Annotated in this window: 11 protein-coding genes; 1 reads left to right on the top strand and 10 read right to left on the bottom strand. The window is 62.9% G+C overall.

Annotated elements, in window-relative coordinates; genetic code table 11:
* Positions 1–214: 214 nt before the first annotated feature.
* The 10 genes from ACN9MO_RS18520 to rimP form a co-directional block, all read right to left on the bottom strand.
* Positions 215–1231, bottom strand: coding sequence for a class I SAM-dependent methyltransferase (locus ACN9MO_RS18520; protein WP_113131961.1), 1017 nt, complete (start codon positions 1229–1231; stop codon positions 215–217).
* A gap of 81 nt (positions 1232–1312) precedes the next feature.
* Positions 1313–3463 carry a polyribonucleotide nucleotidyltransferase gene (pnp, locus tag ACN9MO_RS18515; RefSeq protein ID WP_113131960.1) on the bottom strand — a complete coding sequence of 717 codons (2151 nt, stop codon included), beginning with the start codon at positions 3461–3463 and terminating at the stop codon, positions 1313–1315.
* Between the two features lie 350 nt (positions 3464–3813).
* Entirely contained in the window at positions 3814–4083 is a 270-nt protein-coding gene (gene rpsO / locus ACN9MO_RS18510; RefSeq protein WP_029742369.1) for a 30S ribosomal protein S15, read from the bottom strand.
* Between the two features lie 260 nt (positions 4084–4343).
* Complete coding sequence (locus ACN9MO_RS18505; protein ID WP_113131959.1) at positions 4344–6053, bottom strand: sensor histidine kinase; 1710 nt, start codon at positions 6051–6053, stop codon at positions 4344–4346.
* Positions 6054–6236: 183 nt separating this feature from the next.
* Positions 6237–7172 carry a tRNA pseudouridine(55) synthase TruB gene (gene truB / locus ACN9MO_RS18500; RefSeq protein WP_113131958.1) on the bottom strand — a complete coding sequence of 312 codons (936 nt, stop codon included), beginning with the start codon at positions 7170–7172 and terminating at the stop codon, positions 6237–6239.
* 8 nt (positions 7173–7180) lie between these two features.
* Positions 7181–7588: a 30S ribosome-binding factor RbfA gene (gene rbfA, locus ACN9MO_RS18495; RefSeq protein ID WP_063893313.1), complete on the bottom strand. Its 408-nt coding sequence runs from the start codon at positions 7586–7588 to the stop codon at positions 7181–7183.
* A 72-nt stretch (positions 7589–7660) separates the two neighbouring features.
* Positions 7661–10360 carry a translation initiation factor IF-2 gene (gene infB, locus ACN9MO_RS18490; RefSeq protein ID WP_058326186.1) on the bottom strand — a complete coding sequence of 900 codons (2700 nt, stop codon included), beginning with the start codon at positions 10358–10360 and terminating at the stop codon, positions 7661–7663.
* Positions 10361–10465: 105 nt separating this feature from the next.
* A complete protein-coding gene (locus tag ACN9MO_RS18485; RefSeq protein WP_057247817.1) occupies positions 10466–11173 on the bottom strand; it encodes an RNA-binding protein in 708 nt (235 codons plus the stop codon).
* Positions 11174–11178: 5 nt separating this feature from the next.
* Complete coding sequence (gene nusA, locus ACN9MO_RS18480; RefSeq protein ID WP_057247816.1) at positions 11179–12798, bottom strand: transcription termination factor NusA; 1620 nt, start codon at positions 12796–12798, stop codon at positions 11179–11181.
* Between the two features lie 45 nt (positions 12799–12843).
* Positions 12844–13464 (bottom strand): ribosome maturation factor RimP, encoded by a 621-nt coding sequence (gene rimP / locus ACN9MO_RS18475; RefSeq protein ID WP_057247815.1) that lies wholly within the window; start codon positions 13462–13464, stop codon positions 12844–12846.
* Positions 13465–13736: 272 nt separating this feature from the next.
* Here rimP and ACN9MO_RS18470 point away from each other — a divergent pair, with 272 nt between their 5' ends.
* A complete protein-coding gene (locus tag ACN9MO_RS18470) occupies positions 13737–15371 on the top strand; it encodes an MFS transporter (protein ID WP_162733557.1) in 1635 nt (544 codons plus the stop codon).
* Positions 15372–15503: the final 132 nt, after the last annotated feature.

Below are 15503 nucleotides of genomic sequence, written 5' to 3'. Positions count from 1 at the left end.
ACAGGGGCGATGGCAACAGGCAAACTGTCGCTGCCCGTTGGCCGGGGCGCTACTGCATGTCTCCTTAAATCGACCTCGATTTGAGGACGAAGACATGCAGAAAATCAAAGTGCTACAGCGACCTTTGCGCGTCTGATAAGACGCGCGGCGCTGTAGACCCGGAACGAAAAAAGCCGGGCGATTGCCCGGCTCCTTGCTTAATCCTTGATGGGCTTCAGCGCTTCGCCCAGAGCACCTTGAAACGGGCGTTGCGGCAGGTTTCGCCGTATTCCTTGGAGTTCTCGGCCAGTACCTGCTCGTAGGGCAGGCCGCGGTTGGCGACCAGCATCAGCTTTCCGCCCTGCTTCAGCGCCTTCAGCGCCGTCTTGATGATGGCAATGCCAAGCGTCGGCTCGGCGGCGTGGGCCTCGTGGAAGGGCGGATTCATGACGATGAGATCGTACTTGTCGCGCGGCTCTTCACTCGTCAGGTCGAACCAGTGGAAGCGCGCCGGCGTCGACGGCGCGTTTGCCATCATGTTGACGCGCGCGGCTTCGAGCGACTCATGGTCGGCTTCGAAGAGATCGACGCCCTTGAGGCCCGGCGAGGCTTCAGCGAGCTTGACGGCGAGATAGCCCCAGCCGGCGCCGAAATCGGCGGCATGGCCGTGAAAATCGTTCGGCAGGCGCGAGGCGAGCAGTTCCGAACCCGCGTCGATGCGGTCGTGTGAGAACATGCCCGGCGAAGCCTCGAACAGGCCATCGACGCGCACCGGCACCTTGGCGAGCTTGTGCACCGCGTCGGTGACGTCTTCGGGACGGGTGAACCAGAAGGCGACGCCGTGATATTTCGGCAGATGATCGCCGTCCCATTCGAACTTGGCGATCCGCTTCTTCAGCGACTGGATGCCGTCTTCCTTGCCGCCGGCAACGACGATCAGGCCGCCCTCGCGGGTGCGCTTCAGCGCCTCGGCGATCCGGTCCTCATTCTCGCCCTTGTGCTTGCCACAGAGCACCAGCGTAACGTCGTAGTCCTCGCCGGTGATCTCGGGCGTCACATCGGCGCGCATGGCCTCCAGGGCGCGATAGAGCGGCCGCAACGGCTGAACGGCGGCGATCGAGGCTTCGAAGCCCTTGGGCAGCCTGTAGCCCGCCTCGGCGCCGAGAAAGAGAACACGCTCGCCTTCGCCCGGGGGGTCGATCACACCGCTATCGAACGGGTAAAACAGGGTCTTCAACGCATCTCGGCTCATCGGTCTATCCGTCATCTTCCTACAAGAAAGGGGCGCGGAGCGTTCCGCCCCGCGCCCCGAATGCATTCGGGTGAAGCTCGCTTATTCGGCGGCTTCGCCGTCGCCCTTCTTCTCAGACTTCTCGGCAGCAACTTCCTTGCCGGTGGCCTGGTCGACGACCTTCATGGAAAGGCGAACCTTGCCACGCTCGTCGAAGCCCATGAGCTTGACCCAGACCTTGTCGCCTTCCTTGACGACGTCGGTCGTCTTGGCAACGCGCTCGGAAGCGAGCTGCGAGATGTGGACGAGGCCATCGCGGGCGCCGAAGAAGTTGACGAAGGCGCCGAAGTCGGCGGTCTTCACAACGGTACCTTCATAAATCTGGCCAACTTCCGGCTCGGCGACGATCGAGTGGATCCACTTGCGGGCCGCTTCGATTTCCTTACCGGACGAGGAGGCGATCTTCACGGTGCCGTCGTCTTCGATGTTGATCTTCGCGCCGGTCTTCTCGACGATTTCGCGGATGACCTTGCCGCCGGAGCCGATGACTTCGCGGATCTTGTCGACCGGGATGTTCATGACTTCGATGCGCGGAGCGAACTCGCCGAGCTGGCCACGGCTTTCGGAAATGGCCTTGGCCATTTCGCCGAGGATGTGGAGACGGCCGCCCTTGGCCTGGTTGAGCGCAATGCCCATGATCTCTTCGGTGATGCCCTCGATCTTGATGTCCATCTGGAGCGAGGTGATACCAGCGTCGGTACCGGCAACCTTGAAGTCCATGTCGCCGAGGTGGTCTTCGTCGCCGAGGATGTCGGAGAGAACGGCGAAGCGCTCATCTTCCTTGATCAGGCCCATGGCGATACCGGCAACCGGCTTTGCCAGCGGAACGCCGGCGTCCATGAGAGCGAGCGAGGTGCCGCAAACCGTCGCCATCGACGACGAGCCGTTGGATTCGGTGATCTCGGATACGACACGCAGTGTGTAGGGGAACTGCTCGGCTTCCGGCAGCATCGGGCGAATAGCGCGCCAGGCGAGCTTGCCGTGACCGATTTCGCGACGGCCCGGGGAGCCCATGCGACCGGTTTCGCCGACCGAGAAGGGCGGGAAGTTGTAGTGCAGCATGAAGCGTTCTTTGTACATGCCGGTCAGGCTGTCGACGTACTGTTCGTCTTCGCCGGTGCCGAGCGTGGCAACGACGATCGCCTGCGTCTCACCGCGGGTGAAGAGCGCCGAACCGTGGGTACGCGGCAGAAGGCCGACTTCCGAGACGATCGGACGAACGGTTTCCAGATCGCGGCCGTCGATACGGCTCTTGGTGTCGAGGATGTTCCAGCGAACGATCTTGGCCTGCAGGTGCTTGAAGACGGCGCCGATGACTTCAGCGGTGTACTTGGGCTCCGCACCTTCCGGGAAGAAGTGTGCCTTTACCTTCGCCTTGACGGCATCGACGGCAGTGTAGCGGGCAGCCTTTTCGGTGATCTTGTAGGCGTCGCGCAGTTCGGCTTCGGCCATGCCGAGCATTTCGGCTTCGAGCGCGGAATGATCTTCCGGTTCGAATTCGCGCGGCTCCTTGGCAGCGACTTCAGCGAGCTTGATGATCGCGTCGATGACTGGCTGGAAGCCCTTCTGACCGAAGACGACGGCGCCGAGCATGACGTCTTCAGCCAGTTCCTTGGCTTCCGATTCGACCATCAGCACCGCTTCCTGGGTGCCGGCGACAACGAGGTCGAGCGTCGATTCGTCCATCTCGTCGAGATGCGGGTTCAGCACGTACTGGCCGTTGATGTAGCCGACGCGCGCGCCGCCGATCGGGCCCATGAACGGGACGCCCGACAGCGTCAGCGCTGCGGAAGCGGCAACCATCGACAGAACGTCGGGGTTGTTTTCGAGGTCATGCTGCATGACCGTGACGATGACCTGGGTATCGTTCTTGTAGCCATCGGGGAAAAGCGGACGGATCGGACGGTCGATCAGGCGCGAAACGAGCGTTTCGTTCTCGCTCGGACGGCCTTCGCGCTTGAAGTAACCACCCGGGATCTTGCCGGCAGCGTAGGTCTTTTCCTGGTAGTTGACGGTCAGCGGGAAGAAGTCCTGGCCCGGCTTCGGCGACTTGGCCGAAACGACGGTGGCGAGAACGACGGTTTCGCCGTAGGTGGCGATGACGGCGCCGTCAGCCTGACGGGCGACCTTGCCGGTTTCGAGCTTGAGCGGACGCCCAGCCCATTCGATTTCAACCTTGTGGGTATCGAACATGTTCTGTCCTTCATGTGCGGCGGACCTTTCCGCGGCTGTTGCAGCGCGGGTGGTCGAGGGGCCGCATGAAATGGCGCATCACGGGCAAGACAACGGGAGGCTTCACGCTTGAAATCGGCTTGTTTCCGCTTCCCGCGCCGCTTATCTGCGGCGTTCCGGCAAGCAGAGCCGAAGCATCCTGCAATCCTGCCCCATGACGGGCCATCGGTTGATCCGCGATACCGGCCCATCCGGTTCGCTGGATTCTCTCCTGGTGCCACGCTTCCTAAGCGGCCGGAGAGATCATTGCTTGAGCGTTGAACGCTCCATAAAAAAGCCGGCGGGCCGCAAAGACCCGCCGGATAAGTCGCTTAGCGACGGATGCCCAGGGCACCGATCAGCTTGGTGTAGCGCGCTTCGTCTTTCTTCTTCAGATAGTCGAGGAGCGAACGACGGCTGGAAACCATTGCGAGCAGACCACGGCGGGAATGGTTATCCTTCTTGTGGCCCTTGAAGTGTTCGGTCAGGTTGTTGATCCGTTCCGTCAGGATAGCAACCTGGACTTCCGGAGAACCGGTGTCGCCTTCAACGGTTGCAAATTCCTTGATGAGCTGAGCCTTACGCTCTGCAGCAATCGACATCGGATGATCCTTTCGATTTCGAGGATTTAGGGACGCCGTCAGCCGGGATGTCGTCCAGCTGCAGCCGTGAATGCAACGGGCATGCGCCTTTTGCTGGCGTGCCTATAAACGAATTGGATGAAAAAGGAAAGGGTCATGGACCTGCACCCCGATGGGCTTCCGGAGGGCCTCGGAAGCTTGTCGGTCGCGGCCGATTTCCGACGGTCGCGATCGACGCTCCGGCCGACCTTCGCGCCGTTTTTAAAGGGGCCCATCCGCATTCACGAATCTTCGTCCTTCGCCTCGCGCGGAATGGTGATCCGCCACTCGATGCCATCGGCATGCATCACCCGCTCCAGCGCGGCGTTCAGCGCCATGCCGAGCATGCGCTCCAGCACCAGTGTTCCGAAGCCCTTGCGGACCGGATCGGAGGGCTTGTCGGCGAGATCCGCGCCCTCCTCCCGCCAGCGAATGGCAATGCCTTCATCCTCCAGCGACCAGCTCAGCTTGACGACCCCGGTGGTGTTGGCGAGCGCTCCGTATTTGGTGGCGTTGGTCGCGAGCTCGTGCAGGGCCATGCCGAGGGTCTGGGCGATCTGCGTGTCGAGCCTCAGAGCCGGGCCGGAGAAGATCACGCGCTTCGGATCGTCAGGCGTAAACGGCTGCAACTGGTTCTGGGCGAGCTCGCGGAAATCGACCCCTTGCGCGGCGTTGGTGATCATCAGGTCGGTGGAGCGCGCGAGTCCGGCAATGCGCTTGCGGAAGCTGTCGGCGAAGTCCGACGCGCTCTCGGCCGAATAGACCGATTGGTTCAGCATCGACTGGATGACGGTAAGCTGGTTCTTCGAGCGATGCGCCACCTCGCGCATGAGGAAGCGGATCTCGTTTTCAGCCTTGCCGCGCGCCGCCGCTGCCCGTGCGAGCGCTGCCGAGACCTGCTCGACCTCCGAGATCATGTGCGGCCGCGATTCGATCCGTTCGCCGGCGCCGAGACGGCGCGCATCCTGCGCCACGAGCTTGACGCCCTGCGACAACAGCCGCGCAATCGCCAGCGAGCCGGCAATCGCGATGCCCGCGAAGATGATGCCGCCGAGCGACAGCCACAGGAACGACCAGACGGCCGGTGCATCGACGGTCGCGCTAGGCGCCCAGGCGATGATCCGCCATCCCGTGACGACGGAAAACTCGGTCGCGACGCGATATTTAGTGCCGTTTTCCTTGATGTTGCGGACACCGATGCTGATCGCCGGCACCTTGTCGAGGAAGAATGGTTCCCCGGCCTTGACGGCCGCATCCGACGAGATGATGACCTTGCCTGCGCCATCGACGAGTGCCGCGTTCCAACCGGGAGAAAGCGTGTCGCGGTTGACGGCCTTGGCCATGTTCTCGGCGTTTTGCGTCAGCGTCAGCAGATACTCCTCACCGGTCGCCAATTTCGCCGGCAGGTAGACGTTGAAAACCCACTTTCCAGCGGTCTGGCCAAAGAAGACGTTGGAGACGAGCGGCGCACCATTGTTGGTGAAGGCCCGCTCGACCGAGCCCGTATCCGAGGCTTTGCTGAGTTGCGCACCGAAAGGCACCCTGGTGTTGAGCCGCTGGTTGTGCTTGCGGTCGATGACGATCAGGTAGGAGTCCGTTTCGGCGAGCGCCGTGGCGGCCCTGCGGTAGAAGGCCTCCATATTGCCGTCTTCGATCTCTTGCGATGTCGACAGCACCTTGAGCGTCGTCAGCATGCCCTCGATGTCACGTTCGACGATGCGCGTCACCGACCCGGTCGAAGCCTGCAGCAGCGCCGTGATCACCTGTTCCTGCTGGTCGACGCTGCGCTTCAGCACGACGAGCGAAAAAATGAAGGCCGGAACGATGGCCACCAGGAGCAGCGACGTCAGATAAAAACTGAACGGCCGGGTCAGGCGATGACGAACGAGATCGACGATCGTCGCCAGACCGTTCGCAGCCTTCCGCTTTTCTTCGTCCAGCACGCCCGTCACCTCAGTCGCCCTTCTTCGTTCCGCGCCGGCACACAGCCGCTTTCGGCGCGCGCCGCGGGAGACGGTGCGATCGCCAATCGGCTCCGGAGCACGGGACGGAAACGGAATCACCTCGGATGGATTGGAAGCCCATGCCGGGGATCATGCGTCAAGGATGGGGCAAAGGCAAACGCTTCCGGGCGCTTAGCCGGTGGCGAAAACACGCTTCGGGCGGAACTCACCCTCGGCGATCTCACCGATGGCGACCAGCTTGCCGCGTGCCGTCGCATAGGCTTCAGGCGTCGCAAGCGGCGCATCGCGGCCGCGCAGGATGATGGGATTGCCCATTCTCAGGCGGTGCGCCTGATCATCGTTGACGGCAACATGCGGAAGGTTAGAAAGCGCTTCACCGGTCTCGATCAGATAGGCGTCGAGCGCCGCCAGGCGTTCTACGTCGCTCTCGATTTTCTCCAGCGCCACCAGATCGGCGAGCGGCACCATGTCCTCTTCACCAAACGGTGCGACAAAGGTGCGGCGCAGCGAGGCGATGTGGCCGAAACAACCGAGATCGCGGCCCATGTCACGCGCGAGCGAACGCACATAGGTGCCCTTGCCGCACTCGATTTCGAAATGCGCGAGATTGGGAGCGGCACCCAAGAGCGTCAGGCGGTGCACCTCGACTTCACGAGCCGGAATTTCGACCGTTTCGCCATCGCGGGCGAGGTCGTAGGCACGCTCGCCGTCGATCTTGATCGCAGAGAACTGCGGCGGCACCTGGCTGATGACGCCGGTATATTTCGGCAGCAGCGCGCGGATCGCCTCTTCGTTCGGTCGTTCGGTCGAGGAATGCGTGACCTCGCCTTCGAGATCGTCGGTCGAGCGTTCCTCGCCCCAGGCAACGGTGAATTCGTAGATCTTGCGACCGTCCATCACGTAAGGAACGGTCTTCGTCGCATCACCGAGTGCAATCGGCAGCATACCGGAGGCCAACGGGTCGAGTGTGCCGGCATGGCCGGCCTTCTGGGCCTTGAACAGCCACTTGATCTTCGAGACGGCTTCGGTGGAGCCGAAGTCGAGCGGCTTGTCGAGGATCAGCCAGCCCGAGATCGGGCGGCCCTTGGGCTTACGCGGTTTGGACATGAAATCTACTATTCTTCGTCTTCGCTGGACTGGTCGAGATCGCGGCTGACTTCCGGCGAGCGCAGCAGCTCATCGATCTTCTTGTAGTTGTCGAAGCTCGTATCGTCGCGGAAACGAACGTCGGGCATGTATTTCATCTGCCGAAGCTGGGGGCCGAGACGGCCGCGGATGTACTTGGCATTGCGGTTCAGCGCGTCGATGACTTCGTCATGATTGGGCACGCCGAGCGGCGTGACATAGGCCGTGGCGATCTTCAGATCCGGCGACATGCGCACTTCCGAGATCGCGATGACGGTCTTCTCGATCACGGGATCGCGGACCTCGCCGCGCTGCAGAACCTGGGTGATGGCAGCGCGCACCTGTTCGCCGACGCGCAGCATGCGCTGTGAAGGGGCAGAGGATGTGGCTTTGGTCATGGACGGTACCTCAAAAAAATGCGAGCGCCGAAGGACAACCCGGCGCCCGCATAATCTCTAATCGGACGGTTCTTAAAGCGTCCGCGTGATGTGCTCTACGCGGAAGCACTCGATCGTATCGCCGGCGCGGATGTCTTCGTAGTTCTCGAAGGCCATACCGCACTCCTGACCGACGTTGACTTCCGAGACTTCGTCCTTGAAGCGCTTGAGGGTCTTGAGCTTGCCTTCGTGGATAACGACGTTGTCGCGAACCAGACGGACGCCGACGCCACGCTCGACCTTGCCTTCGGTGACGCGGCAACCCGCGACCTTGCCGACCTTGGTGATGTTGAACACCTCCAGGATCTCGGCGTTGCCGAGGAAGGTTTCGCGGCGCTCGGGCGAGAGCAGACCGGACATCGCTGCCTTCACGTCATCCACCAGATCGTAGATGATGTTGTAGTAGCGGATTTCGATGCCGGCACGCTCGGCTGCCGAACGGGCCTGCGCGTTGGCGCGGACGTTGAAGCCGATGATCGCAGCATTCGACGCCTCGGCGAGCGAGATGTCGGACTCGGTGATACCGCCGGCACCCGAATGCACGATGCGCGCACGCACTTCGTCGGTTCCGAGCTTGTCGAGCGCACCGGCGATCGCTTCGATCGAACCCTGCACGTCGCCCTTGATGACCAGCGGGAACTCCTTGAGACCGGAGGTCTGGAGCTGGGTCATCATCTGCTCGAGCGAGCCGCGCGAGCCGGACTGACGGGCAACCTGCTTCTCACGGGCGAGCCGCTGGCGGTACTCGGAGATCTCGCGGGCGCGGCTTTCGTTCTCGACGACGGCGAACTTGTCGCCGGCAGCCGGTGTTCCGGACAGGCCGAGAACCTCGACCGGCATCGACGGACCGGCTTCCTTGACGTGTTCACCCTTGTCGTTGACCAGAGCGCGCACACGGCCCCACTGGTCGCCGGCGACGATGATCTGGCCAGGACGCAGCGTGCCCTTCTGGACGAGGACGGTTGCAACCGCACCGCGACCACGGTCAAGCTCGGCTTCAACCACCGTACCTTCGGCCGTCCGGTTCGGATTGGCGCGCAAGTCGAGGATTTCGGACTGCAGCAGGATCGCTTCCAGCAGCTTGTCGAGGTTGGTGCCGTTCTTCGCGGAGACTTCCACGTCGAGAACTTCACCGCCCATGGATTCGACAAAGACTTCGTGCTGCAGCAGCTCGGTGCGAACCTTCTGCGGGTTCGCCGTCGGCTTGTCGACCTTGTTGATCGCCACGATGATCGGAACACCGGCCGCCTTGGCGTGGTTGATCGATTCGATCGTCTGCGGCATCACGCTGTCGTCGGCCGCAACCACCAGGATCGCGATGTCGGTCGCCTGGGCACCGCGGGCACGCATGGCGGTGAACGCCGCGTGGCCGGGGGTGTCGATGAAGGTGATCTTGTTGCCGTTCTGCTCGACCTGATAGGCGCCGATGTGCTGGGTGATGCCACCAGCTTCGCCGGCCACCACGTTGGCGTGGCGGATCGCATCGAGCAGCGAGGTCTTGCCGTGGTCGACGTGCCCCATGATCGTGACGATCGGCGGACGCGGCAGCAGTTCCTCGTCGGAATCGGTCACGTTGAAGATGCCTTCCTCGACGTCGGATTCCGAGACGCGCTTGACCGTGTGGCCGAATTCGCCGGCGATGAGTTCAGCCATGTCGGCGTCGATCAGATCGCCGGGCTTCATCATCTGGCCTTCCTTCATCAGGTACTTGATGACGTCGACGGCGCGTTCGGACATGCGCTGCGACAGTTCCTGAATGGTGATGGTCTCAGGCAGGATGACTTCGCGCGAGATCTTCTCGCGGGTTTCCTGCATCTGGCTGCGCTTAAACTTCTCCTGGCGGCGACGCATGGCCGACAGCGAACGGGCGCGCTGGCCGCCATCCTCGTCGACGGCAGCGGTCAGCGTCAGCTTGCCCTGGCGACGACCGTCGTCGGCCTTCGGGCGGGCAGGAACCTTGGCAGGCTCGGGACGCACGACCTTGCCGCGTGCCGGGCCTGCGCCCGAACGCGGACCACGATCGTCATCCTTTTCGTTGTCGACCTTACGGCCGCGCAGAGCGCCGGCCGGAGCCGGGGTCGGAAGTCCAGTTGCCGCTTCAGCAGGCCGTGCAGCCTGCGGGCGGTTGTCGACGCGACGCTCAGTGGAAGCCGGTGCGCGAGCTGCCACGGGGCGCTCTTCGACAACCTCTTCGGCCTTTGCTTCAGGCTCGACAGCCGGGCGGGCCGCTTCTTCAGCGGCGCGGCGTGCGGCCTCTTCCTTCTCCTGAAGGAGACGGGCTTCTTCCTCGCGCTTGCGGCGTGCTTCGTTCTCGGCGCGGATGACCGCTTCTTCGGCATCGCGGATCTGCGCTTCGGCGAGAGCACGGCGGCGCGCATCGATCTCACCGGCGGAAAGCTGGTTCAGAACGACACCCACACGCGGACGGTTGGCCTGATTGGCTTCCTGGCGCGTCGAGTGCTGCTGCGGCTGCGGGGCCGGGCGGCCGGAAGGCTGCGGCTGAGCCGGACGCTGTTCGACCGGGCGTGCTGCGGGAGCCGCGGCGACCGGCGTGATCGGACGCTCGTCCTTGGGGCGATGGAAGGGGCGTTTCTTGGTTTCGACCACGACCGCCTTGGTGCGGCCACGGCCCATGTCCTGACGCACGGTCCCCTGCGAAACCCCGTGGGGTTTCAGGGTCAGCGTCTTCTTGCCTGCTGCGCTGCCTGTCTTGTCGTCGTTGTTGTCGGTCATTCCGTTCCGTTCCTAGCGATCAGGGCCGGATGCGTATCACCTGACCCTGTCTTCCAAATTGTCTCAAACAATGTACGCGATGCCAGACTGTGCTGGTGACGCGGGTCATTGCTGTGGCTTGCCAGCGCCGCCGTCGGCCCGGACCGGGACGGATCCTCGGTACTTTTCGAGCATGATTGCGCGCTTCACTACACCCTCACCCGCCTGCCCTGCAAGCGCTGCGGCATGGATAAAAGCATTACTTCCTAAAAGGCCCTCCATTTCCGCCCCGGTGAAGGGACGGAACGAAGGTATTTCCATTTCATCGTCGGCCACGAAGCTCATCGCCTTGCGGGCCTGGTCTATCTTCCGCACACCGTCGGCTGCAGCGTCGGCCGCATGGAACACGGCAAGCGCTGCAAGACCGCGCACGGCCTGCTCCGTCTTCGTCGCGCCGGAGATGAACTGGGCCGCCTTGCGCGCCATGTTCATCATGCCGGCCAACTGCTCGGCGAGCAGCCGGTCGACGTCGTCGGCGAGCGTCGCGTCGGCCTTGACGTCCGCCTTCAGGGCGCGGGCGAAGAACTTCTTCGCCACCGCCTTTTCAACGAGCGCCCGCTCGGCCTTCACCCAGCAGCCGCGTCCCGGAAGCTGACGCTTCAGATCGGGAACGACGCGACCGTCGGGCCCGGCAACGAAGCGGATCAACTCATCCGGCGAACCGCTTTCGCGGGTGACGATGCACGTCCGCGTGCTGCCGCTCCGATCCTTCGGGCCCCCATCCAAGGGCAATGTGTCCGAAGGCAGGCTGTCGGCATCATCAGAGGCGGTCATCGTCCTTAAGCGTCCTGCTCGGCGCCTTCGGCAACGTCGATCGGCTCTTCGCCTTCGACCTCATCGCTTGCCAGGTCCTCTTCCGTGATCCAGCCGGCCGCGAGGCGGGCCTGAACGATCATGGCTTCGGCTTCGGCGCGCGAAACGTCGAACTTCGAGAAGGTGCCCTCGAAGCGCTTGGTCTCGCCGTCCTTGCGTTCGCTCCAGCCGACGAGGTCGTCAGCGGCGCAGCCGGCAAAGTCTTCGATCGTCTTGATGCCTTCTTCGCCGAGCGCAACGAGCATCTGGCTCGTCAGGCCGTCGATCGAGCGCAGCTCGTCGGCAACGCCGAGTTCCTTGCGCTTGGCATCCATTTCCGCTTCGAGCTTGTCGAGGAATTCGCGCGCACGGGTCTGGATTTCGGTAGCGGTCTCCTCGTCGAAGCCATCGATCGACGAGATTTCGTCGAGGTCGACATAGGCAAGCTCCTCGACGGCGGCAAAGCCTTCGGACGCCAGAACCTGGCCGACCATTTCGTCGACGTCGAGCGCGTCCATGAACAGGTTGGTGCGCTCGGTGAATTCCTTCTGGCGACGCTCGCTCTCTTCCTGTTCGGTGAGGATGTCGATGTCCCAGCCGGTCAGCTGCGAGGCGAGGCGAACGTTCTGGCCGCGACGGCCGATGGCGAGCGAAAGCTGCTCGTCCGGAACGACCACTTCGATGCGCTCCGCATCTTCGTCGAGAACGACCTTGGCCACTTCCGCCGGCTGCAGCGCGTTGACGATGAACGATGCCGGATCCTGCGACCACGGAATGATGTCGATCTTTTCGCCCTGCAGTTCGCCGACGACGGCCTGAACGCGCGAACCGCGCATACCGACGCAGGCGCCGACCGGGTCGATCGACGAGTCGTTGGAGACAACGGCGATCTTGGCGCGCGAACCCGGGTCACGGGCAACCGACTTGATCTGGATGATGCCGTCGTAGATCTCAGGCACTTCCATGGTGAAGAGCTTCACCATGAACTGCGGATGGGTACGCGACAGGAAGATCTGCGGGCCGCGCTGTTCGCGGCGAACGTCGTAGACGAAGGCGCGGACGCGGTCGCCGTAGCGCATGTTTTCGCGCGGGATCATCTCGTCGCGGCGGATGATGCCTTCGCCACGGCCGAGGTCGACGATGACGTTGCCGTATTCGACGCGCTTGACCGTGCCGTTGACGATCTCGCCGACGCGATCCTTGAATTCGTCGAACTGGCGATCACGCTCGGCTTCGCGAACCTTCTGGACGATGACCTGCTTGGCAGACTGGGCGGCGATGCGGCCGAAGTCCATCGGCGGCAGCGGGTCGGCGATGAAATCGCCGAGCTTGGCGTCCGGATTGCGATCGCGAGCAAGCTCGAGCGGGATCTGCGTGGAATAGTCGTCAGCCTTTTCGACCACTTCCAGAAGACGCTGCAGGCGGATTTCACCGGTCTTCGAGTTGATGTCGGCGCGGATGTTCGATTCCGACCCATAGCGCGAGCGGGCGGCCTTCTGGATCGCATCGGCCATTGCGGCCAGAACGATCTCGCGGTCGATCACCTTTTCACGCGCGACGGCATCCGCGATCTGCAGAAGCTCGAGCCGGTTAGCACTGACTGCCATGTCTTATCTCCGTTGGGTTGCAGGGGGCTTCACGCTCCGCCCGACTTATTCCTCAATAGGTGAATCTTCGTCTTCGAAATTCTCGTTCGCGGCGCGCTCGGCCTTCGCCTTCTTGTCGGCCGTCAGCGCATCACGGATCAGATCGTCGGTCAGGATCAGCCGCGCTTCGGCAAGCGTGGTGAACGGGATGACGACGACAGGTTCCTCGCCGTACGCGGGCTGGTCGCGCTCAAGCCGGAAACCATCGTCATCGACGGAAACGATCTTGCCGCGGAACCGCTTGCGGCCATCGACCAGAACCGACGTCTCGCATTTCAGCAGGTGCCCCTGCCAGCGGAAGAAGTCGGACTTGCGCACCATGGGACGGTCGATGCCGGCCGACGACACTTCGAGATGATACGCCTTGTCGATCGGATCTTCCACATCGAGCACCGGCGAAATGGCCTTGGAGATCTCTTCGCAGTCTTCGACGGTCATGGTGCCGTCGTTGCGCTCGGCCATGATCTGCAACGTCAGGCCGTTCTGGCCGGACATGCGCACGCGCACCAGGCGGTAACCCATCGGCACGATGACCGGCTCGATGATGTCGGCGATGCGCTGGTCGAGACCGGTTTCGGTGATCAGGCGCGGTTCATTTGCATTTTCAGCCGTTGTCGTATCGGACAAACGATCATCTCCTCATCGGACCGGCTAATAAAAAAGAGCGGGTCCTGACGGGCCCACTCTTCATCTACCGATCAAGAATTTGAGGCTCATATACGCTTCATCGCCGCAAATTGCAAGGCATTGGGCCGTCCGCTCCAAATGCGCCGATCCGCTCGCAGCCGACGATCTTCGACAACAAGGTCAATTTCAGCGGGTGGCACTTCGCGTCCTCAGGCCTATAACAGGGATAGAACCGCTTCGAGACGACAATCAAGGACAAGAGAGAAGACGAGGTGCCTCACCGTAATTCGCCGCTGGCGCCCTTCAAGCACGACATCTTCCGCACGATCTGGATCGCGAGCCTCGCATCCAACTTCGGCGGCCTCATCCAATCGGTCGGCGCCGCCTGGCTGATGACCTCGATCTCACCTTCAGCAAACATGGTGGCACTGGTACAGGCATCGACCTCATTGCCGATCATGCTCTTCTCGCTCGTCTCAGGCGCACTTGCCGATAATTTCGATCGGCGGCGGATCATGCTGGTGGCGCAGTGTTTCATGCTCTCCGTCTCGGCGCTTCTGACCATCTGCGCCTATGTCGGACTGATCACGCCCTGGCTGCTCCTGCTCTTCACCTTCCTCATCGGCTGCGGCACGGCGCTCAACAACCCATCCTGGCAGGCCTCGGTCGGCGACATGGTCCCGCGCGACGACCTGCCGGCGGCAGTCGCGCTCAACAGCATGGGCTTCAACATCACCCGCAGCGTCGGCCCGGCGATCGGCGGCGCGATCGTCGCCGCGGCGGGGGCTGCCGCCGCCTTCTTCGCCAATACGCTCAGCTATTTCGCGATCCTCTTTGCGCTGGTGCGCTGGCGGCGGGAAGTGCCGACGAACACCTTGCCGCGTGAGACGCTCGGCCGCGCCATATCCGCGGGCCTGCGCTATGTCGCGATGTCGCCGAACATCGGCAAGGTTCTGCTGCGCGGTTTTCTCTTCGGTCTTTCGGCAAGCGCGATCCTCGCACTCTTGCCGCTCGTCGCCCGCGACCTCGTTCAAGGCGGGCCGCTCACCTACGGCCTGATGCTCGGCGCCTTCGGCCTCGGCGCGATCGGCGGGGCGCTGCTCAGTGCGCGATTGAGGGAGAAGCTGTCGAGCGAGGCGATCGTGCGCATCGCCTTCACCGGTTTTGCCGCCAGCGCCGCGATCACGGCCTGGAGCACCTATGCGTGGCTCAGCTGTCTCGTGCTGCTCGTCTCCGGCGCCTGTTGGGTGCTGGCGCTGTCGCTGTTCAACACGACAGTACAGCTCTCGACACCGCGCTGGGTCGTTGGCCGGGCGCTATCGCTCTACCAGACTATGACCTTCGGCGGCATTGCTGGCGGCAGCTGGCTCTGGGGCACGGCGGCCGAACAATATGGTGCCGCCAATGCGCTGATGGGCTCCTGTCTGCTGATGTTCGCTGGCGTCGTGGTCGGCTTCCGGCTGCCCCTGCCGGAGTTCACTTCGCTCAATCTTGATCCGCTCAACCGCTTCAACGAACCGCCGCTCGAACTGGACCTGAAGCCGCGCAGCGGCCCCATCGTCATCATGATCGATTACGAGATCGCGGACGACGATATCCCCGAGTTCCTCACGACCATGGCGGAACGCCGGCGCATCCGCATCCGCGACGGTGCGGGCCACTGGGCGCTGATGCGCGACCTCGAGAACCCGACGACCTGGACCGAGACCTATCACGTGCCGACCTGGGTCGAATATGTGCGCCACAACCAGCGGCGCACCCAGGCCGACGCCGCCGTCGGCGACAAGCTGACGGCACTGCACAGCGGTGTGGCACCACCGCGCGTGCACCGGATGATCGAACGCCAGACGATCGTGCCGACGCATTACGAGCGCTACAAACGCCAGGTCGATGTCGACATGCACTAGATCATTTCATTGTTTCATCGAAACACTGAAGTGATCTAAGTCTTTGAAATTACGCAATTCCGGACGGAAAGCCGTTTCACACTTTTCCTGGAATTGCTCTAAATGCCGTTGTCGCCCCCAACGCTGACATCG

Source organism: Ensifer sp. R-19, from assembly GCF_049905105.1.
Taxonomy (GTDB): domain Bacteria; phylum Pseudomonadota; class Alphaproteobacteria; order Rhizobiales; family Rhizobiaceae; genus Ensifer.
The sequence above is the reverse complement of the archived record's forward strand: the minus strand, read 5'-3'. Positions and strand labels throughout refer to the sequence as shown.